18 protein-coding genes are annotated in these 23,000 nt (G+C 30.0%); 6 read left to right on the top strand and 12 right to left on the bottom strand.

Annotated elements, in window-relative coordinates; all coding sequences use genetic code 11:
• Nucleotides 1-77: 77 nt before the first annotated feature.
• On the bottom strand, nucleotides 78-2,624 hold the full coding sequence (cas3, locus tag FYJ26_RS08595; protein ID WP_154541544.1) for a CRISPR-associated helicase Cas3': 2,547 nt from the start codon (nucleotides 2,622-2,624) through the stop codon (nucleotides 78-80).
• A 206-nt stretch (nucleotides 2,625-2,830) separates the two neighbouring features.
• On the opposite strand from cas3, the gene FYJ26_RS08590 reads away from it, so the two are divergent.
• The 6 genes from FYJ26_RS08590 (at nucleotide 2,831) to FYJ26_RS08565 (ending at nucleotide 8,639) form a co-directional block, all read left to right on the top strand.
• A complete protein-coding gene (locus tag FYJ26_RS08590; RefSeq protein ID WP_154541542.1) occupies nucleotides 2,831-4,141 on the top strand; it encodes a cytosine permease in 1,311 nt (436 codons plus the stop codon).
• A 1-nt stretch (nucleotide 4,142) separates the two neighbouring features.
• The gene (locus tag FYJ26_RS08585) at nucleotides 4,143-4,322 is read left to right on the top strand and encodes a hypothetical protein (protein ID WP_154541540.1); all 180 of its coding nucleotides are present in this window, start codon (nucleotides 4,143-4,145) and stop codon (nucleotides 4,320-4,322) included.
• Entirely contained in the window at nucleotides 4,310-5,044 is a 735-nt protein-coding gene (locus FYJ26_RS08580; protein WP_154541538.1) for a GntR family transcriptional regulator, read from the top strand. The genes FYJ26_RS08585 and FYJ26_RS08580 overlap by 13 nt, the downstream gene beginning before the upstream one ends.
• Before the next feature lie 13 nt (nucleotides 5,045-5,057).
• The gene (locus FYJ26_RS08575; RefSeq protein WP_154541536.1) at nucleotides 5,058-5,600 is read left to right on the top strand and encodes a nucleoside deaminase; all 543 of its coding nucleotides are present in this window, start codon (nucleotides 5,058-5,060) and stop codon (nucleotides 5,598-5,600) included.
• A 565-nt stretch (nucleotides 5,601-6,165) separates the two neighbouring features.
• On the top strand, nucleotides 6,166-7,374 hold the full coding sequence (locus FYJ26_RS08570) for a dicarboxylate/amino acid:cation symporter (protein WP_154541534.1): 1,209 nt from the start codon (nucleotides 6,166-6,168) through the stop codon (nucleotides 7,372-7,374).
• Complete coding sequence (locus tag FYJ26_RS08565; protein WP_154541532.1) at nucleotides 7,374-8,639, top strand: L-cysteine desulfidase family protein; 1,266 nt, start codon at nucleotides 7,374-7,376, stop codon at nucleotides 8,637-8,639. The genes FYJ26_RS08570 and FYJ26_RS08565 overlap by 1 nt, the downstream gene beginning before the upstream one ends.
• A 488-nt stretch (nucleotides 8,640-9,127) precedes the next feature.
• Here FYJ26_RS08565 and FYJ26_RS08560 read toward each other — a convergent pair whose 3' ends face one another.
• The 11 genes from FYJ26_RS08560 to ilvD (FYJ26_RS08510) form a co-directional block, all read right to left on the bottom strand.
• Entirely contained in the window at nucleotides 9,128-10,348 is a 1,221-nt protein-coding gene (locus FYJ26_RS08560) for a glycerate kinase type-2 family protein (protein WP_154541530.1), read from the bottom strand.
• 90 nt (nucleotides 10,349-10,438) lie between these two features.
• On the bottom strand, nucleotides 10,439-12,115 hold the full coding sequence (ilvD, locus tag FYJ26_RS08555) for a dihydroxy-acid dehydratase (protein ID WP_268234526.1): 1,677 nt from the start codon (nucleotides 12,113-12,115) through the stop codon (nucleotides 10,439-10,441).
• A gap of 11 nt (nucleotides 12,116-12,126) precedes the next feature.
• A complete protein-coding gene (locus FYJ26_RS08550) occupies nucleotides 12,127-13,398 on the bottom strand; it encodes a GntP family permease (protein WP_154541528.1) in 1,272 nt (423 codons plus the stop codon).
• Between the two features lie 127 nt (nucleotides 13,399-13,525).
• The gene (locus FYJ26_RS08545; RefSeq protein WP_154541526.1) at nucleotides 13,526-15,190 is read right to left on the bottom strand and encodes a sigma-54-dependent Fis family transcriptional regulator; all 1,665 of its coding nucleotides are present in this window, start codon (nucleotides 15,188-15,190) and stop codon (nucleotides 13,526-13,528) included.
• Nucleotides 15,191-15,352: 162 nt separating this feature from the next.
• Nucleotides 15,353-16,711 carry a DUF438 domain-containing protein gene (locus FYJ26_RS08540; protein WP_154541524.1) on the bottom strand — a complete coding sequence of 453 codons (1,359 nt, stop codon included), beginning with the start codon at nucleotides 16,709-16,711 and terminating at the stop codon, nucleotides 15,353-15,355.
• Between the two features lie 93 nt (nucleotides 16,712-16,804).
• Entirely contained in the window at nucleotides 16,805-17,317 is a 513-nt protein-coding gene (locus FYJ26_RS08535) for a nitroreductase family protein (RefSeq protein ID WP_154541522.1), read from the bottom strand.
• A gap of 99 nt (nucleotides 17,318-17,416) precedes the next feature.
• Nucleotides 17,417-18,271, bottom strand: coding sequence for a fumarylacetoacetate hydrolase family protein (locus FYJ26_RS08530; RefSeq protein ID WP_154541520.1), 855 nt, complete (start codon nucleotides 18,269-18,271; stop codon nucleotides 17,417-17,419).
• Between the two features lie 9 nt (nucleotides 18,272-18,280).
• Nucleotides 18,281-19,069, bottom strand: a complete 789-nt coding sequence (locus FYJ26_RS08525; RefSeq protein ID WP_154541518.1) for an IclR family transcriptional regulator — start codon at nucleotides 19,067-19,069, stop codon at nucleotides 18,281-18,283.
• A gap of 32 nt (nucleotides 19,070-19,101) precedes the next feature.
• Nucleotides 19,102-20,001: a dihydrodipicolinate synthase family protein gene (locus FYJ26_RS08520; RefSeq protein ID WP_154541516.1), complete on the bottom strand. Its 900-nt coding sequence runs from the start codon at nucleotides 19,999-20,001 to the stop codon at nucleotides 19,102-19,104.
• A gap of 9 nt (nucleotides 20,002-20,010) precedes the next feature.
• Nucleotides 20,011-21,273 carry a GntP family permease gene (locus tag FYJ26_RS08515; protein WP_154541514.1) on the bottom strand — a complete coding sequence of 421 codons (1,263 nt, stop codon included), beginning with the start codon at nucleotides 21,271-21,273 and terminating at the stop codon, nucleotides 20,011-20,013.
• Complete coding sequence (gene ilvD, locus FYJ26_RS08510) at nucleotides 21,270-22,997, bottom strand: dihydroxy-acid dehydratase (protein ID WP_154541512.1); 1,728 nt, start codon at nucleotides 22,995-22,997, stop codon at nucleotides 21,270-21,272. The genes FYJ26_RS08515 and ilvD (FYJ26_RS08510) overlap by 4 nt, the downstream gene beginning before the upstream one ends.
• Nucleotides 22,998-23,000 lie beyond the last annotated feature (3 nt).

The following is a 23,000-nucleotide window of genomic DNA, read 5'->3' as shown; positions in this document are numbered from 1 at the left end:
TGGGTATAATTTATATATCAGAGTAAACTCTGTGGATTGAAATATGTTTTTATTTGTGTAAGGAGCTGTAGCTCCTTTTAAATTATAAACAAATCATTACTTTCAAAATTAACTCCTATTTTATCGTCATAAAACTCATTATTTAGTATATAAATTTTTCCATCTAAAATCTCTTCACAAGATTCCAAATTGTTTTTTCCAATACTAACACTATATGGATTTAATTTCCTTACTATATTTTTCATTTTCTTAAGTAAGGAAAAATCATAACTTTCTCTAAAGCTTATCTCTAAGTCTCTAATATCATTTATATAATCTTTGGTATCTTCACACTCCACTATGGCTGTGTCCATCTTATTTTCAATCAAATTGAAGTTATTATATGCGCTTTTAAAGCTTTGAGTCATTACTGTTGCTAATATTTCAAAATTATTCAAGTAACTCTCATTACTTGTGCTTATTTTTTCGATAGAACTTTCTATATTAATTAAAGAGTTATCAAGAAATGATAATAAATCTACAAAATTACTTTCTTTTATCTTATAAGATAGTCGATTATAATCTAAATTTGTATAAAGTTTCTTAAAATAAATAGGTATTATTTCTTCTATGTCTTGATTATTACCTAATTTACTTAAGGCATATCGTCCAGCCTCTTTTCTTTCTTTAAGAGATTTTATATAGTCCAAGTTTTCAGCCTCTCTTGATAGGTTAATTAAATATACTATTCCATACTCAAGTTTAGCTTCTCTATTACACCTTCCCATTGATTGAATTATAGAGTCTATTCCTGTATAAGATCTTATGACAACTTCAAAATCAACATCTACTCCAGCTTCTATAAGCTGAGTGCTTATAACAACAATCTTTTCATTATTTTCTAACCTATCTTTAATTTCTTTTATTATCCTTAATCTATCTACAGAGTGTAGATTAGTTGTTAAATAATATAGATTTTCACTTTCTATATCATTTTTCAAAAGCTCATATGTGTTTTTGACAGCTTTTTTTGTATTTAATATAATAAGATTTGACTTATCTTTATTATCTAGAATGAGATTTCTCAAGTCATCTATGGAAGTTTCTTCTCCGTTTTTATATATTTCAACTTTTGTTCTTTTAAAGACAACTTTTTGTTCTTTACTAAGATTTAAAACATCTTTATTTTCTAAATTATCATCACCATATTTTAGCCTATAAACTAAATTTTCGTAATCATAAGTAGGTTGTGTAGCTGTAGATAAAACTATATTAGCCTTCATTACTTCTTTTAAAAAGTTAAGAGCAAGATTTGTAGGATACAAAACATCTACAGGCAAAGATTGCAGCTCATCTAAAATAATAGTTGAATTAGCTAATGATTTAAATCTTCTTATATTTGATGAAGAGCCTTTAAATAATGTATTAAAAAATTGAACCATTGTTGTTAATACAATAAGATTAGTCCAATCATCAAGAATATAATCATGTTTGATTTTTTCAAGACTATCACCAAAGTCATCATTAAAAGAGTTACTCTCTTCTTTTTCCTCTACTACATTCGAATGATGCTCTAGTATGTATTCCTCATTTTTTAAAACATCTTTAATAACTTTAGCGTTTTGTTCTAGTACAGATAAATATGAAGTTATATAGAAAAATCTATCTTTACCTTTATACTTAAGCTGGTTTACTCCATAAGCTAAGGAAAGTAATGTTTTTCCTGCACCAGTCGGTAAATCAAGTCTATAGATTCCACTTCCAAATTTTTTGGAATTTTCGAAAACTTGAGTTGATATATCATATCTCACCTTATTTATTTTTGATTTTGGATTTCCAAACTCCTCGTATTTTAGATTAATTTTATTTACAAATTCATCTTTTACATTTTCTATCAATTTATAATCTTTATCTTCAATAACTGTTTCGTATGAATTTATAGTATCTTTAACATCTGCAGATTTTAATATTGATACAAGTAATCTAATAAGCATAGAATTATAAAATTGTTTTTCTTTAAACTCATAGTTTTCATCAGCCTCATTCTGAGATGATATATCAAGCCTACTTATTATATTTTCATACTCTTTAAAGGAGTTAATAAATATTTTGATAATATCTATATTCTTATCCAATAGAAATTTTTTTAATTCTACATAAAACTCTCTTATATCAAAAGATAATTCTTTTTCTATATTAGTAATCCTATCTAAAGATGTAAAAACATATATTTTATCTTTATTTTTTCTTATCATATTATATTGACCATGATGAGATAAAATCGAATAAATCAAAACATTACAAAAATCTAAAAATATATTTAAATTTTCTTCTTCATTTATATAAGAAGAAAATTTTAAGCAGTTGTTATTATTCTGTATATCTTTAACTAAATATTTTATTAGAATACCGCCTAAAGTAGAATGATCTACACTTTTTTTAGAGTTTTTTGTGATTTTTTCTTGAAATTCATCTCTAGCTTTTCCTATATCATGAAGAAATCCAATTATATAAGCTGAATTCTCAAGATTTAAATCTTGAGCTAATTTTCTTGATTCATTGGCCGTATTAATTAAATGATCAAATAAGCTTTGTTTTCTTTCTATATTTTTTTGATCAATATGAGCATATAAATTTTCAAACATAAAACCATCCATTTCTAAATGTTTTTTATAATTATTTTATAAAATTATCTAATATTATTATGTTTATACCCAATACAAATATTTTACATTCTTAATTTATTTATATTTCAAATATAATAATAAAAACATTCGCATAAAATATAACGTGTGATATAATAATGTCAAAATAGGTATTACCTTTTAAAATTATTCTTTAAGGAGGTCTTATGGAAAAGAAAATAAACATTCAAAATACAGAAAATATCGATATGGATTTTGAAAAGACAGCTGTTCCTAAGAATGCAAGAAAGAGCTTTTGGTCTATCACTATAGTATGGCTTGGCTTTGTTTTTGTAATTACTAGTATGATGACAGGTGGCGGCCTTGCTAGCGGTTTAAGTTTCAAACAAATAATATTCGCTACCACTATCGGAAACGTTTTTCTTTGTCTTATTGCAATTGCTATCGCTAACATGGCAAGTAAAACCGGCCTTAGTTTTGCTCTTATAACAAGACATACATTTGGAAACAAAGGTTCAAAGATAGCAACTCTATTTGTTCCAATAGTTAATATAGGTTGGTACACTATCCAAGCTGCCACATATGGTAAATTTATATCTAGCGTTTTAGGTATTGAAGGCTATGGAGAATTAGCTATTCTTTTCTTAAGTGCTATAGTTATGGGAATATTTTCTTTCGCCGGTATCAAAGCTATAACTATTCTTGGGTATATAGCTATACCAGCTATCATATTTTTATCAATGGGTACTGCTTTAAAATCAGGAAATTTAGCAGGTTGGGATACCATATTTAATTGGATACCTGCTAAAGAAATGTCTATGGTAAATGGTGTAACTATAGTTATAGGAACTTGGATATTATCTACTGCTACTTGTATAGCTGATACTATGCGTTTTGCTAAAAACCCTAAAGAAGCTATGCTTAGTGCATGTGTAGGCCTTTTAGGTGGTAATAGTTTGCTTATCTTATGTGGTTCTATCGCTGGAATCGGAATGAATGATAGCGACTTAACAGCAGTGCTACTAAAATTGGGCCTTGTAATTCCATCATTAATTTTAATGACTACAAATATATTCACCACAAATGCAGCAAATTTATATTCTTCTTCACTAAACTTAGCTAACAGTTTCAGTACAGATAGAAAAAAAATAATAGCAATAGTATTATTGGCTTCTGGTTTACTATGTCTTACAAAGCCTTATGATATTGCTATATTGTTTACCTTTTTAAATTTGTTGGGTGTTATAGTTCCCCCTCTTGCTGGAATTATCTTATCTAATTACTATATTGTAAACGAAAGAAATTATCCTGATTTAAACTCTAATTCAATAAAAGATTGGGCTATTACACCATGGATTAGCTGGGTGGCTTCTTTAGTCATAGTTAAACTTTTAAGCAACGTTGCTGAAGGTTGTAGTGCAATTAATGGTATATTCGGACTTCCTGCCTTAAATGGTATAATAGCAGGATTTATAATCTATAACTTAATTGCTAAATTCACAAAAAAAGGAGCATAAAATGAATGACAAGATTATTAAAAAATATAGGATTATTTCTATAATAGGCATAATAATTATGGGAATAGGCTCTTTTATGTGTTGTTTGTCTTCAACTAAATTTGGAATGAATTTTGGAACTATTTTATTATGTATAAGTATAGTTCTATCAGTTATAGGTTTTTCTAAATGGCAACCATAAATACCGAAGATAATTTAAGGAATAAGGCAAGAAAATATATACTAGATGAGATTGAAAATCTAATTAGCAGAAAACAAAACAAGCTTCCTTCTGAAAAAGATATGGCTAATAAGTTTGGCATAAGTAGGGTTACTTTGAGAAGTGCTCTTTCTGATTTAGAAAGAGAAGGTAAAATTAATCGAATTCAAGGAAAGGGAACCTTTGTAAGTCCAAATTATAAAAATATGAAAATAGATTTATTCAGAATGAAAACTTATGGTGATATTATTGAAGATTTAGGATATAAACAAAAAATTACATCAATAAAAACAAAGATAATTTATACTCCAGATTGGATAAAAAATGATATTTTTGGAAAAAATGGAAAGCTAATCATTAGTGCTAGAGCTTTTTATGCTGACAATAAAATAGCTGTAATATGCTTAGATTTTTTACCTATTTATTTCAAAAATGATTTAGAATATATTAAATCCTATAATGACTCTCTTTTTAATTTTTACAAAGAAAAGTATAATATAAGAATTTCAAGTGATAGTATAGAGTTTCATGCTGTAGAACCAGAAGATATTAAAAAAGTCTTAGATATAGATGACAAATTTCTACCTAATAAATGTATTTTGTTAAGAGGTTTTGAATACGATGATAAGGGTAAAGCTGTATTATATACTATGGAATATGTAGATACAGACTACATACCAATATCAACTATTAGATATAGGTAAATAAAGGGTTATTATGAAAAAAGAATTTAAACTTATATATGAGCAAAAAGAATATTATAAGTTATCAGATCTAAAAGATTTTGAAGTTAAATTATTATATAGAGTTCTTGAAATTTGTAAAGAGTCTAAAGAAAAGGGAAACCACCCTTTTGGATGTCTACTTGCAGATAAGGATGTAAACATACTTATGGAACAAGGTAATGAAGAAGTTAGTCAAAATGGTGACTGCACTGCCCACGCTGAAGCTCTCCTTATGAGAAAAGCTTCACAAATTTATTCTAAAGAAGAAATGAAAGAATTTACCCTATATAATTGTGCAGATTCTTGTGCCATGTGCACAGGAGCTATGTATTGGGGCAATCTAGGTAGGCATGTATATATAGCCAGAGAATCAGAACTTAAAAAATATACAGGTAACGATATAAGAAATCCTACTTTAAATCTACCTAGTAGAGTTGTAATCGCTAGTGGACAAAAAGAATTCAAAACTCTAGGACCATTCCTAGAACTTGAAGAAGAATTTTTTAAGCTTCACAAAGATTATTGGAATAAATAAAGTCAAAGGGGATGTTGTAAAATTATGAATTTATAACGTTGAATCATTACAAGTTACTCATAAAAAATTTGAGAATAACCTTCCAACTCATGAAAGTCAATTGTCGTGGAGGAGCTTGTGATGATTATGAAAAGATTAATTCATTTTGCAACAATCCCTTTTTTATTGAATATATGGAGACTATATAAAATTTTCTTTAATTCATTTAATAAATATATAACTCTCAAAAAAGGTAATTTAAATAAAGATGTATATATTTTTTACTTATTGAAACAATTTATTAGTCAAGTCCATAATATTGTGTAAAAATTACTAGCACAATATTATGGACTTGACTTTAATATTGTGCTACTAATTTAAATATATATTAATTTATTAATCAATACTATAAAATCAATACTTTTTTCTCCTAATTATTATAAAAACTTAGTATATTATGGTAAATATTACATATAATTGACTTTATTATTTTGATTTTGTAAAATTAGATTATGATGCACTTTCTATATATCGGAGTGCGTCTTATCCTAGTTTTCTAGGATTAATTATTTTTACGGAGGTTTTTATGACAAAAGGAAAAGGTATTCTTGATAACTTGCTTGTTAAGTTAATCATTGCTATTGCTATAGGTGTTCTTATAGGAAACTTTGTAAATGAGCCTATTATGGAGGTTATTTCTACTATTAAGTATGTGTTATCTAACCTTATAAATTACATAGTTCCTTTAATTATCCTAGGTTTTATTACTCCCGCTATTGTTTCTTTGAACGAAAATGCAGGAAAGGTCTTGAGTATAACTCTTATTATCTGTTACATATCTTCAATTGGAGCATCATTTTTCTCTTATATTGCAGGAACTTTAATTATTCCTCATTTAAATATTGTAAATGATGCAGCCAATGCTAAAAAGCTTCCAGAGCTTTTATTTCAAGTTGACATACCACCACTAATGGCTGTTATGACAGCTCTTGTTACATCAATTCTTATTGGTCTTGCTGTTATATGGACTAAATCTGGAAGGTGGGAGGAGTTATTAAAAGAATTTAATAATATGATTTTGGCCTTAGTTAATAAGGTTGTTATCAAAATCTTACCAGTCTACATAGCAACCACTTTTGCTGAGCTTTCATATGAAGGCGTTATAGTTAGTCAATTTCCTGTATTTCTTAAGGTTATCCTTATAGTTATGTTAGGACACTACATATGGTTGTTGCTTCTTTACTTAATAGGTGGAGCTATAAGTAAAACTAATCCTATGGAGGTAATAAAGCACTACCCACCCGCCTATCTTACAGCAATTGGAACTATGTCATCAGCAGCAACTCTTTCTGTTTCATTAAAGTGCTCTGCAAAATCCAAAACTTTAGATCCAAAAATTAGGGACTTTGTTGTTTCTCTTTGTTCAAATACACATCTTTGTGGGTCGGTTTTAACTGAAACATTCTTTGTTATGGTTGTTTCTCAAATCCTTTATGGAAAATTACCTGACGTTGGATCCATGATTTTATTTATACTTTTATTAGGAATATTTGCGATTGGAGCTCCAGGGGTTCCTGGTGGAACTGTTATGGCATCTCTAGGTCTTATAACTTCAGTTTTAGGCTTTGATGCAACAGGTACAGCTCTTATGCTTTCAATCTTTGCCCTTCAAGATTCTTTTGGTACTGCTTGTAACGTTACAGGAGATGGTGCTATTGCTCTTATGGTTACTGGAATATTTAAAAAAGTTCCAGGAAGAGATGGTAACCCTCCATATAAGGGAGATTTATCATAATGGATTATAAAGAATTAATTAAAAGAGAATTAATTCCTGCATTTGGTTGTACTGAACCAATTGCTATTGCCTTTGCTTCTGCGAAAGCAAGTGAACTTTTGGGTAAAAAACCCGAGAAAATCATTGCCAATCTTTCTTCAAATATGATTAAAAACGCATATTCTGTTACAGTTCCTGGAACTTTGGGTAGAAAAGGCATAGAAATTTCTATAGTAGCCGGAGCTCTTTTGGCCGACTCTAGCAAAAAGCTTGAACTTTTAAGCACCATTGACAAATCTAGGCTATCTGAGTGCGATGATTTTATTAAAGAAGGACGTGTAGAGCTTAATCTTGCCAAAGGTAAGGCTAATTTATATATAGAAATTATTACAATTAATGAAGATAATTCTTCTAAAGTTGTCGTTGAAGATAGTCATACTAATATTGTTAGAATGGAAAAAAATGGAGAGGTTATTTTTGATAAGACATCAAAAGATAATAACGAGGATTCTTGCTCTTTCTCCTTTAATGAAATTTATAACTTTGCAAGAACTTGTGATTATAACGATATCAAGAATATCCTCCAAAAACAAATAGACTACAATCTCAAAATTGCTCAAGAAGGTCTCGATAATGATTGGGGATCTAATATAGGACGACTAGTTTTAGAAATGGATAACAAGGCTTATTTTGAAAAACTAGTAGCCTTTGCGGCTGCAGGCTCTGATGCAAGAATGAATGGTTGTGAGCTTCCTGTAATTATAAATTCAGGCAGTGGAAACCAAGGCATAACCACATCTGTTCCTTTGATATTGTATGCCAAAGACTACAAATATAAGGAAGATGACCTTTATAGGGCCCTAATCTTTTCAAATCTTATCTCCCTTTATATAAAGGATAAGATAGGAAAGCTATCAGCTTATTGTGGAGTAGTTTCTGCATCAAGTGCTGTATTTTCTTCCATTGCCTTTATAAAAGGAGAAGATAAAAAAATCATAAAAGATACTATAATAAATTCCCTTGCTGTTAATTCTGGAATAATTTGTGATGGAGCCAAATCATCTTGTGCAATGAAGATTGCTTCAAGCCTTAGAAATGCTGCCCTTGCTTATGAGCAAGCAAAACATTATAAGTCATTTAAGTCAGGAGATGGTATAGTTAAAGATTCCTTAGATAAAACTATAGAAACTGTGGCAAATATAGCAAGATATGGAATGAAAAAAACTGATGAAGTTGTACTAAATGAAATGTTAGATAATAGAGACTACATAAAAGATTTCGAATAAAAATAAGACTTGTGTTCAAGAGCACAAGTCTATTTTATTTAATCCAATATATCAATATATTAAATTATTAGTTTCAAAAGCATTTAAATATCTAATTTTTTTAAAGATTATGGTTCACAAGAGTATAGCTTTGACTAAGAATACCAACTTCAAATTCATTAAAAACCTTAGTAAAATTTATGAGATTTTTATTAAGAGAAGAGATATTATAAAAATGACTAATTAAAGTCATAAAATATTATTAAAACATACCCATAAGTCTAGCATGGTTATTTTAAATAATTAATACAATTTTTTCAAATTCCTGGTAAAACTTGTTATTATACAAAACCAGAAATCCATCATTTCACAAAATTTCAACGCAAAATAAAAAAATAAACCATGCTTGTAAGATATAAGAACATGGTTTATTCAATATTTTTAGTTGTTAGCTTATCAGAAAAGTTTATATATTAATTCTAAATTAAGAGATAGTCTTAAACTTTCCTTTAATTTATAATAATAATTGAAATATCATTTACATTAGTCCCAGTAGGACCTGTTTTTATTAAATGATTTATCCTATCAAGGGCATGATAGGTATCATTGTTTTCTAAAGTATCATAGAAAGATATTCCACAATCTTTAAGCTCTTTCATAGTATTTCCATCAACAAATCCACCTGCCGCATCAGTTGGACCATCTGTCCCATCTGATGAATAAGAAATTATCCTAACATTGGAAAGATTTTCTATACCTAATGCAGCTGCAAAGGAAAGTTCTTGATTGCGTCCACCTTTTCCTTTTCCCTTTATTTTTACTACAGTCTCTCCACCAAATATATAAGCTTTTTTGTCATATCTCTTGCTTTGACTTTTTGCAATAGAAGCCATAAAAAAACCCGCCTCTCTTGCCTCACATCCTAAACTTGTAGTAAGGATTTCTGCTTTGTAGCCATAAGATTCTAAAATATTTTTGGCTTTTAAACAAAGTTCATCCACACTTCCTGATATTTTAGTAATTACATTTGGCAAATCTTTTACAGTTTCTGTCTTCATTAAATCATAAGCTTTGTCAGAAAGCTTAAGTTTATATTTTGAGACCAAGTCAAGAGCTTGCTTTGATGTTGACTTATCAACAAAAGTAGGCCCTGAAGCAATCATATCAGCTCTGTTGCCAATAACATCACTTAAAATAATATTAAAAACCGTGGCAGGATAACAAGCTTTAGCAAACTTTCCTCCCTTTAGTTTAGAAAGTCTTTTTCTAATAGTATTTATCTCAACTATATTAGCACCTTTTTTTAGCAAATCCTTATTTATCTTCTGGATTTCTTCAAAATCTATAAGAGGGATTTCAAAAAGAGATGACCCTCCTCCTGAAATAAGCATCAAAACCAAATCATCATCACTTAAATTACGCACTAAATTAAGAGCATACTCGCTTGCCCTTATAGTATTTTCATCTGGAATCGGATGACCTGCTTCAAAGCATATGGCATTATCAAGCTTTTTCTCCGTATAACCATACTTAGTAATAACAAGAGCCTCATCAAATTTAACATCTGACTCAAGAGCTGTCTTTGCCATCTGAAAAGCAGCCTTACCAATAGCTATAAGGATTTTCTTTCCTTTATTTTGCGGTAGATTTTTGAGTTCTTTTTTGACAGATTCATCTGGTAAGCAAGCCTGTATTGGTATATTAACAATATCATTAATAAATTTTTGCATTTTACCTCGCTTTTTACAATGTTTGAATATAATTATTATCTATATACTTTTGTTACAAAAATACATCTTACAAATGTAAATCATCTATTCCTATTCTAATATTGCTCCCTTATTTGCTGAAGAAACCGCTCTGGCATACCTTACTAAATAACCTTCTTTAATTTTTGGCTCCTGCTTTTCTAAATTGTTCAATCTCTCTTGAATTTCCTCTTCACTTAAATCTATATTAATAGATCTATTAGGAATATCGATATCTATTATATCTCCATCTTCTATGATAGCAAAAGGTCCTCCCTCCATAGCTTCTGGAGAAACATGTCCTATAGCTGCTCCTCTTGTAGCACCAGAGAATCTTCCGTCAGTAACTAGCGCAACATCATTATCTAAATGCATTCCTACTATTGCTGATGTAGGAGTTAGCATTTCTCTCATTCCAGGACCTCCTTTTGGTCCTTCATATTTAATTATTACAACATTTCCTTTTTGAACTTTTCCATTGAAAATACCTTCTGTTGCTGACTCCATACTATTAAATACGACTGCTTTTCCCCTATGTCTTAACATCTCAGTTCTAACTGCAGCAGATTTAACTACACACCCATCTGGTGCAATATTTCCTTTAAGTACCGCTATTCCACCTTGTTCATTAAATGGATTATCTATTGGTCTTATCACATCATGATTTCTAGTTTCTTTTCCTCTAATATTTTCTTCTATAGTATTACCATTAATATTTTTTAATTCAACATTTAATAATCCTTTTTTATTCAATTCATTCATTATAGCTGGTATTCCACCTGCCATATGTAAATCAAACATAAATTTATCTCCTGATGGACTTATATGACACAAATTTGGAGTATTCTTTGAAATCTCATCAAATTTTTCCAAAGATAATTCTATTCCACATTCATGTGCTATAGCAGGAAGATGTAATGTTGTATTTGTTGACCCAGCTATTGCCATATCTACAACTATAGCATTGTTAAATGATTCTTCAGTAACAATATCTCTTGGTTTTATATCTTCTTTAACAATATCTACTGATCTTTCACCAGCCATCTTAGCTAGTGCAATACGATCTCCATAATATGATGGAATTGTTCCATTGTAAGGTAAGGCCAAACCCAGAACTTCTGATAAACAATTCATACTATTGGCAGTGAACATACCAGCACATGAACCACATGATGGACAAGCTGCATGAGCATATTCTTCCATTTCTTCTTTGCTTTTTTCTCCTAATTTATATGCAGCAACTTGTTCTATACATGTAGAATAATCAGCTGCTTCATCTTTATAATATCCTGTAGCCATTGGACCCCCACTTACTACTATAGATGGAATATTTAGTCTTAAAGCAGCCATCATCATTCCTGGTACAATTTTATCGCAATTTGGTATTAAAACTAGGCCATCAAGTCCATGAGCCTTTGCCATTGCCTCAATACTATCTGCTATCAACTCTCTTGATGCTAAAGGATAATGCATTCCCGCATGACTCATTGCGATTCCATCGCATATAGCAATTGATGGAAATTCCACAGGAATTCCACCACCAGCTGCAACGCCAAGTTTAGCCGCATCAGAAATGCTTCTTAAATGAAAATGTCCTGGAACTATTTCATTAAACGAATTTACAACTCCAATAAGAGGCTTTTTTCCTATATCTTTTTCCAATTTTCCTGTAGCATATAATAATGACCTAGCTTCAATTCTTTCAGGTCCTTGATATACTTTTTGACTATTCATTTTTTTATTATTCATTCTTAAACTCCTTAAAAATTAATTCCTATTAATCCATATATTATAGTTGAAACAATTGTCATTATTAGACCCACACTAAATTCAAAGGGTAGTAATTTTAATTTTTCTTTTATGTTCATACTGACACTACCAGCACTAGTATGGAAAAAGCTACCATGAGGTAGTCCATCTAATGTATTACTTCCAGCATGTATCATAACAGCGGCTTGCAAAGGTTTTACTCCGAAAGATAAAATAGTTTCTCCAAAAACTTGAGAGCCAACCGTACTCCCTGCTGTTGCTGATGCAGTAGCTGCTCCCATTGTTAAACCAGTAATTGGTGCTAATAGATATCCTGATAGTCCTAAAATATCAACCAAATTAATTAAAGAATCTTTTAATCCAGAATTAGCTATTATTCCCGATAAGGCTCCAGTTCCTAACAGTAGCAATATTACTCCTGACATCATGTTAAGTCCTTTTGTAGAAAATGTAACAAATTTTTTAATATCACCACAAAGAATACAAGTAATTAAGCCTCCTATAGGTAATGCAATCAAAGGATCTATTTCCAATCCTATTAGAGGTCTTAAGGCAAGTAAGATAATAGATACAATAGGACCAGTTATTGAAGAAAATAAATTTGGTTTACATCTTTCCTCTATTGAAGATTCCTCAGCTAGACAAACTTCACTACCCATACCTATTTTATGTACTAACTTAGTTATAAATATTGTTGTTATAAAACCAAATATCGCTGGAATTATTCCTCCCAACATAACAGTTGTTAGTGGAATCTGAAAATAATCTGATAAGGCTATGGCTTGAGGATTTGGAGACATAACATTTCCAGCATGTGTTCCTCCACACATAGCCATCATTATCACAGATTTAGAATATTTTGTTTTTTGTGCAATAACCATTGCTATAGGTGCAACCGTTAAACAAGCAACATCTGCAAAAACACCAATAGCAGTCAATATAAATATTGATGCGATTATTGCTACTAGTGAATTTGCTTCACCTAATTTCTCTACAATATTTTCTGCTATTACATCAGCAGCACCTGAGTTAATTAAGGATCCTGCTAAAACTCCAGCAGCCATAATTCTAAGTAGAGTAGGAGACATTCCACCTGCTCCATTAAACATTAAAGTTACTGTTTCTTTTGCACTTATACCACCTACAATTCCTCCTATTAAGGCTCCTAAAATCATTCCATATGCAGGCGGTGCTCCCATTACAATTACAGCAATAGCTATTACTAATGCGATAAGAGCACCTATTGTTGATACGCTAACCATTTATACCTCCCATTTAATATATATTACATATTGTGCAAACGTTTATAGTGATATATTATCACACTTCTTTTCATAATGCAACAAATTATCCCAAAAAAATAGGCTGTGTTTCATTTTAAAACACAGCCTATAAATTATATTTCTTTATCTTACGCCAAAGAGTGGATCTACTAACCTTTAAAATATCCGCTACCTTGCTCTGATTATATTCTTCTCTAACTAGATATTTCTTTATATATTCTTTTTCTATTTCCTCTAAAGATTTATTTTCTGTTACTATATCTAAACCTATACTGGTGTTATCTTTATAATTGCTCATAAAATCATCATAGCTAATTGTAGATGACTTGACTTCAGCTAATGTTTTTATTAAAACTTCTATTAAATAATCTAAATTGGAATCTAATAAATTTACATTTTTATCAAATATATCTTTTTGAACTTTTAGTGCACTGAAGCCCTTATTATCATGATAATAATTTATATGATTTTCAAAAACTTGTATTAAATCTTCTTTCCTATCCTTAGTATTGGGAATATAAAAGTAATCCAAGTCAATACTTGTCTTAGTTAATAAACACTCTGAATCTAGTAAAATTATAAATATACTTGTACTATTTTGTTGTAAACTACTTATTTTTAATATATCCTGAGGATCAATTATATTATTGAACAATATGAAAGTATATTTTTTAGTATTTAGCTTAAAAAAATCACTAAAATTAAACTCTTTCATATCTATATATAAATTATATTTTTGACTTGAACATTCGATTTGATTTAGTATCTCACTTAAAGTGGTATTGTTATTCTTAATCATTATTATAGCTTTTTTCAATCTAATTGAATCCTCTATTTTTGAGAATATACTTTTCATAGCACTAGATTTTTTTACTGGTAAAAAATTAGATTTTAACTTAAACTCATAAACTCCATCATATTGATTTTCTATTTTTTCTTCAGTGAATTTTAATAAATAATATGTTTTCCCATCCAAAAAAACATGTGTGATTTCAATGTTAAAATTATCAACTCTAAACAAATTCTTTTTTAAATTTTGATTTGTATTTGATTCATAATTAAATTTTATATTTATAATCTTCCCAAATGAAATAGGTAGTTTTCCGAAATGATTAAACTTATAATATATGATTTTATTATCTAACAATATACAATAGTCACTCAATTCATTTGTGAAAAATTCACTTTTTATTTTATCAATTATACTTATTTTATTTATTTGATTTAAAATCATTATTGCATAGTCAATATTGTTTTTTATTGTATCATAGCTAGATTGAAACAGAACTGTTTGAAAACCCAAATCACTAGCAATTTCAACAGCTAATGAATCACCCAATATCAGTTCATAACCCAATGATTTTAACTTTATTAACAGTGAAGTTAAGTCCATACCATCTTTTATATAATGAATTTTAAAATCTAGATCTAATAATTCTATTATTTCTGTAGCTCCATCTGTTATATTAGTATATGAAATTATAGCAGTCTTTAACTTTTTATTTTTTGCTATTAAAATACTTTTTAATAAATCATTACCAGATGGTTTAGCATCAATTATGGGTACTTCTAAATGTCTCTTTAAAAGTCTAGCTGTACCACCTCTAGAGATTATAGCATCGAAATCATTATTTATAGCATTTTGAGCTAGCTTTAGTCCTTCTTCAAGTTTACCTATTCCATATTTTATTTCAATATTTTTATATTTTTTTATTAATAATTTTATGGGCTGTTCCATTGCAGGATAAGTTGCAACTATAAATATTTTCATTAAAACCTCCACAATGTAGTTCTAAATTTTTATTTTAATTAGTACCTGATTACTATACCAAAAGAGAAATTTAATTCTATAGACTAAATTCATTTAATTCAACTAAATAACAAATAAAATAAGTTACAATGAATAATAAAATTGAAATCAAATATATTATTCTCACTTAAGCTTATTCCAAGTTCTAAGATAGTCAGTATAAAAACTCAAATCCTGAACAGTTTCAAGGACTCCTTGATAATTTCCCTCCTTATCTCTTACTGCATAATAAGTTATAGCATGGTCACTTCCTTTTATATTTTTAATGATTTGAAACTTATCCTTTTTACCTTCTTTAAACTCTTTTATAAGATTTCTTACTACAAATTCAACTTGGGGTGGGTGACATGAATAGACACTCCTACCCAAAGATGTACTTGGTCTTTTGAAAGTTTTTTCATCTTTTATGTCATTATAATATGAATTTATATCATTTTTATCAACAAAGGTTATTTCAATCTCAAAAGTATCAAGCATGGCTTCAAGCTCTTCTACTTTTAGTCTTCCCTTAGATAAATTGACATAGCCTTCCTTTTTATTTGATTCTTTTTTACTTTCTTCTGTTAAATCCCAAATTTCTCTTTGGACTATGTCATTTTCATAGTCTGAAAGGTCAAAGTATAGTCCTATGAAGTCCTCTTTTGAGATGATATCTTCCATTAAAGGATAAAGTATATTATCCTCCTTATAGGTCATCTCTTCTGCCCTTTCTAGCACTTTTTCAAGCTCATCAAAGTCCTTTTTCTTGCTTGCCTTTTTGAAATTGTTAGAAATTTCTATATCAACTGCCCACATAACTTCTGATGGGCCTGGTTTGTTATATTTTTCCTTTAGGAGTGGATAGATTAAATCTCCCTTTTTCCTGTAGTGTTTTTTTACCTTAATAAATTCTTTATTTTTGTCCTCATCTTCTATATTCTCTTTAATTTTTTCTATAATCTTTTTAACTTCTTGATTTTCTTCATAGAAAAATCTTAAAGGGTGACCCTTTACTTTTATAAGCTCTAGGTCCTTGTCGTTTTCAGTTTCAGTTACTCCATGAAAAAGAGATGAATGAACATCGCAAAGTCTTTGAACCTCTTCTCTTGGCAAACCTTCAGCCAAAAGTGCTTCTTCTGCATCCATTATTTCTGAAGATGAAACATTAGAGAAATTTTCCCTAAAGTCTTTTCTTACACTTTCCAAATCTTCTCCATTAGATAGCCTCTCTACATAGGATTTTATAAGACTTCTCCTATCTGAAAGCTCCTTATCATTATAAGAATCTATAGCATCATAACCCAAATCTTTTAATTTCTTTTCAACATTATCTATACCTAGCATTGAAGCCCCACGTCTTATAGACATTTTTCTACCCATAGTCTTAAGCATTAAAGGGTTAGATAGTCCTTTAAATCCAATTTCTATTAATTTATCTTTAATCTCTGGATTATCCTTTATAATTTCAGATATAGTTTTGTTTATATCAATTTTTTTATTCATAATATCCTCCAATAATATTATACTTCGCTTTTGAGAATAAGTATTAATAGCAAAAAAGTCTCTTGCAAAATCATTTCTTGCAAGAGACTTTTCTTATCTAAATTGAACTGTATCCTTAATATCTTTTCTTTTAAAATGATTCTCTAAAGGCTCATTTTCCTCACTAGCATAACCTAAATCAATCATAGCAACTATTTCTTCATTTTCTGGAAGTTTTAATTTATCCTTTAACTTGTCTGGATCAAAAAAGTTAACCCAACAAGAATCTACTCCCACACTTTTACTAGCTAAAAGCATATGACTTGCAACAATTGTCACATCTTCTATTCCTGAATTATACCTACCTCCTGGATATGTAAAAGTGTTATCCTTATCATAAGCTATGACAAGGACTGTTGGAGCCTTATAACGGCATGGAGTCTCTTCATCAATTATTTTTAAACTTTCTTCTGATTGGATAACATATATTCTTTGATTTTGATTATTTTTAGCTGTCGGGGCAAAGCGACCCGCCTCAAGAATTATATCCAGTTCCTCTTTTTTTATTTGTTTTCTATCAAAATTTTTACAAGAATATCTTTCTTTAACTAAATCAATAAATTTCATATATCCTTCCTTTCTACTTACTATATGCTTACCCTAATTATTTCTTATAAATCTAAAAATGCAAAGCAAAAAGGCATACTAAATACGCCTTTACAAAAATTATTTAACTATATTTTCTAAGACACCAATATTTTCAATTTCAAGAACCAATTTATCTCCACTTTGAAGGTATTTTGGAGGATTTTGTCCCATGCCAACTCCTGATGGTGTTCCCGTAGCTACTATTGTCCCTTTTTTTAAGGTAATGGATTTGGACAAGTCTTCTATGATTTCATCTATATCTAAAATCATGTTTTGGGTATTATTATCTTGTCTTATTTCACCATTTAATGAAAGCTTTAAATTAAGTTTATTATATTCAAAGTTTTTATCATTTAAAAGGATACAAGGTCCCATTACAGATGAGCCATCAAAGCTTTTTCCATAGTACCACTGCTTGTATTTAGTCTGTAAATCTCTTGCTGATAAATCATTAAAAATTGAAAAACCAAATATATAATTATTTACCTCTTCTTTTTTTATGTTTTTCCCGTCTTTTCCAATAATTACAGCAAGTTCAATCTCATAATCTAGTTTTTCTGTTATTTCACTATTTATTGGAATAAAGTCATCATTTCCTAAAATTTTATTGGCTCTTTTTGAAAAATATATAGTATCTACATCTTTGGAAAAATCTTTTTTTGATACTTTTTCTACTTCATCTTTGTGGTCTATATAGTTCATTCCTATACAGATTATATCTTGTTTTGGATATTCAATTGGACTTAAAATTTTATATTCATTTTTGATTTCCTTTTGATTATTAAAACATAAGTCTTTAAGATTTATTTCACTATCTATTAATTCATTTATGTCTTTAAAATCATATCCAAAATCTTTAAGTAGGTATAGGTTATTATTTTTTTGGACTGCTATTTCTTTGTTATTTTCTATTTCTATAAAAAATAATTTCATAATTTACCCCTATTGCTCACTGTTTGTAAAATCTAATTTCAAATTTTGAATCTTTATAATATCTTCTATAATTTCTTTTTGTTCTAATAAAACTTTAGAGATGAAATTTTCTGTATTTTCAGTTTTTCTAAAATTTGGATAGGTAGCAGACATTGCTCCCTTAATTATCCCATCTTCTCTAATAGGTACAGCTACACATGAAGTATTAAGGGTGAATTCTTGGTTTTCAACCGCATATCCCTTTTCCCTTACCATGTGTATTTCATCAAGTAGCCTATCAATATTTGTTATTGAGTTTTCTGTATACCTTACAAATTCATAGTCTTTAAATTTTTCTATTATTTCTTCATCACTAAATCCAGATAAAAGTGCCTTTCCAAGTCCAGTATATATAGCTGGAATTTTCTTTCCTACAGAACTTACTATTTCAATATTATCTGGTGCGTTTACCTTCTCTAGGTACAGTACCATATCATCTATTAGGACTCCAAATTGTACTATTTCACCAATTTTATCCACTACTATTTCCATCTGCTTTCTAATCATTGAAAGACAATCAAGTCTTCCTGAATAAGATAGGCCTAATTGAAAAAGTTTAAAGGATGCCACATAGCATCCCTTATCATTTTTTTCAATAAAATTAGTAATTTCCAGTGTTTTTAGAATTGGGCTTAGTGTGCTTTTTGGAATTTCTAGTTTAGTTGATATATCTAAAAATGAAAGACCGTTTTCGAAGTTGTTTATTAAATCAAGAATTTTTACTACTCTAAGGGTAGGATTGTGTAATTTATATTCCATGATTCCTCCAGTCATGGAATATTATATCACAATTACTTGATTTCTTCGTACTCTTTAATTACCTTTTCTAGAATATCTTTTCCTTTTTCAAATACTTCATCTGAAAGTTGATTGTATGGAAATATTGACCTAGGAGAGATATCTACTCCTCTTACTGCCATTAATTTTTTGAATAAGTGTGAAAAGTTACTATCTAAATCATATAGAGGCATTAGTTTGTGAATTAAATTAGACAGTTTATATACTCTATCAAAGTTCTTTTCCTTTGTTGATTTAACGAGATCTGACCATATTTCTGGTACTAAGTTTGAAAGAGCACCTATACATCCTGAACCACCTGTTGAAAGGTTATATAAGAATTGGTCATCAAATCCTGAGTAAATTTTTGTCTTATGACCTTCTGTAGCTCTTAGTAGACTATTAGTGTGAAGTGGGTCTAGAACTGAATCTTTAAGACCTACTATATTTGAGTTTTCTTCAACTAATTTAGCATATACTTCACCACTTACAGAGTAACCACTTCTGGCTGGAAAATTATAAATATATACATTTCCATTAACTTTTTTTGCTAATTCATTATAATATATAAAGATTTTTTCATCATCCATGGCAAAGTAATATGGTCCCATAACCATAACACCTTTATAGCCTATTTTTATAGCTTCATTGCTAAGCTTTACTGTATCTTCAAATGAAGCACAATTGCTTCCAAAATATAAATCAACCCTGCCATTTGTATACTCGTAGTAGTCTTTAGCAAATTGTAATTTATCTTCATAGTCTAAAACTGTAAATTCTCCAGTACTTCCAAGTACTAGAATCCCATCAACACCACCTTCAATAAGAAAATCTATGACTTTCTTATTTTCTTCGAAATCCGGTTTTTCATTTTCATCAAATATTGTAACAACTGGTACTATTATTTCACACATAAAGTCCTCCTAAAAATTCAATCCTATAACACCATATAAAAGTACAGAAACTATGGATCCTGCTATTCCTATCAATAACTCATATGGTAGTAATTTTAATCTTTGTTTTATTTTCATATTAACAGAACCACAACTTACATGAAAGAAACTACCATGAGGTAAGCTATCAAACCAAATTGTTCCTGTATATATCATCTGTGCTGCCTGTAATGGAGCAACTCCTGAAGCTAATATTGATTCTCCGAATATATTACCTCCTACAGAAGATCCTGCCGTAGCAGATGCCGTAGCAGCTCCCATAGTAATACCTGCAATTGGAGCTAACATAAATCCTGGTAGACCTACGTGTTCAACAAATCCTATTACAACTTCTTGGATTGAGGAATTTGAAATAATTCCAGAAATAGTACCAGTTCCTAATAGAAGTAACACAACACTACTCATCTTATCCAATCCTAAAGTAGATAGAGATATAAAATCTTTATATTTGCCCATTGCAAGACATCCCACAATACCTCCTACTGGCAAAGCAATTATAGGATCAATTTCTATTCCTGCAATCGGTCTAAGAACCAATAGAGATATAGATACAATCGGACCAATTATTGAGGCAAATAATCCAGGTTTATTTTCTAATATTACTTCCTCTTCATGTTCGCCAAATAAATTTCCTTTATTTACTAGCGTTCTAGATAAAATTATTGTTGCAATAGCAACTGCTATACCAGGTATAACACCAGCTAGCATCAAACTGGTTAACGGTACATTAAAAGGCTCTGCTGCAGCAATCGTATTTGGATTTGGTGACGCCAACTGTCCTCCTTTAACTCCACCTATCATAGCAAATAAAATAGCTAATTTTGATACTTTTGTTTTTTTACCTATTTGTATTCCTATTGGAGATACTGTTAACACTGAAACATCTCCAAAAACACCTATCCCTGTTAATATAAATGTAGAAATAGTTAATGCAATTAATGAATTTGCTTCACCTAATTTTTTTACTATTGTTTCAGCAATTGTACTAGCGGCTCCTGAGCCCATGAGTACACCAGCTAATACTCCTGCCGCTATAATCCTTAATATAGCAGAAGTCATGCCAGAAGCGCCGCCTACCATTATACTCAATGTTCCTGAAAGACCAGCTCCACCTACAATTCCACCTACTAATGCTCCAAATAACATACTATAAGATGCAGGTATCCCAACGATTATTAAAAAAATAGCTATACCTAACGCTAATAAAGCACCTAATAAAGTAACTTCACTCATTTCATGTACGCTCCTTTCATACCTGATGTAGCACTCTCTGTATATTTTTTAAAAATTCCTTTTCTATTAGATAAATTTGGGGGTGTCCACTTTTTCTTTCTTTCCTTCATAATAGACTCTACTTCATACTTATCTACTTTTTTCCCTTTTATTCCCACTATATTAATAGTTCTATTATTAATATCTAACTCAATTAAATCTTCATCTTCAATAAACGCTATTGGTCCTCCTGTGACACCTTCTGGAGATATATGTCCTACGCAAGGACCTCTTGTAGCACCAGAATATCTCCCATCAGTAATTAATACTGTTGATGAATTTATTCTTGGATCACTCATAATAGCTTCAGTAGTCATATACATTTCCGGCATTCCCGAACCTCTTGGACCTTCATATCTAATCACAAGTACATCGCCTGGATCTACATTCCCATCCACTACAGCTTGATTGCAATCTTCTTCACAATTAAAGACTTTTGCTTTTCCTACATGATACATCATATCTTCACTTACAGCTGAATACTTTATAACCGCTCCATCAGGTGCTATATTCCCCTCAAGAACAGCTACCGATCCCTTTTCATTGCTTTCATTAATAGGTGTTATGATGTCAGATTTCTTCAAACCATAATTTGCAAGATATCCAATATTTCTTTCATAAAAACCACTAGATTTTACAGCATCTAAGTTTTCCCCAAGAGTATTACCAGTTACTGTTATAACGTCTAAGTTCAAATATTCTCTAAGTTCTTCTTGAACTGCCGGAATCCCTCCTGCAAACCAAAGTGTTTCGGCTGGATATCTTCCACTTGGTGCAACATTGCATAAATGAGGAATCTTTTTGTTAATTTCATCAAATTTTTTTACATCTAATTCCCATCCTAAAGCATGTGCTAAAGCTGGCAGATGTATCATGGCATTGGTAGATCCTCCAATTGCAGCATGAACAATTATAGCATTTTCAAAAGCTTCTTTAGTTAATATGTCAGATACTTTTATATTTTTTTCTTTTAACCTCATTACTGCTTTTCCAGCCATTCTAGATGTTTGTTGAATATCTATCATTGTTGCAGAAGATAAAGCTGTAGTCGGTAATGATAGTCCTAACGCTTCAGATAAAGCCTGCATTGTATTTGCTGTCCCTAAGAATTGACATGCACCACATGATGGACAACCCGTTTTTTTGTATTGCATTACTTCAAAATCATTTATCTTGTTTTGTTTCTTTTGTAAAGTAATCTCTCCACCTTTTCCAGATGTAGTCATATAAGGTCCTGGTCTCATTGTTCCCCCAGGAACGAATACAGTAGGTATATCTAATCTTGCTGCCGCTATTAAATGAGCAGGAATTGATTTATCACATGATGAAACTAACACCATCCCATCCCAAGGATGCACATTTCCATGAATTTCAACCATATCAGCAATAATCTCTCGTGAAAGTAATATATAATTCATTCCATTATGTCCTTGAGCTATGCCATCACAGATATCAGTAATATGGAAATCTACTGGTTTACCACCGTTTTCTGTTATTCCTGTATTTATTTCTTTAGTTAATTTGTCAAGATGTATGCTCCCTGGATGTGACTCTCCAAATACATCATTTACCATTATTAATGGTTTTTCAATATCATCTTCAGTCCATCCCATGCCCATTCTTAACGCGTCACTTTGAGCCCAAATTTCTCTGATCTTTTTAGCTTTTTGTGTCTTTTTATTCATAGT

The sequence above is a fragment of the Anaerococcus porci genome (assembly GCF_009696575.1).
Lineage (GTDB): Bacteria > Bacillota > Clostridia > Tissierellales > Peptoniphilaceae > Anaerococcus > Anaerococcus porci.
Note: the sequence above shows the minus strand (reverse complement) of the source record. Positions and strands in the feature narration are given on the sequence as shown.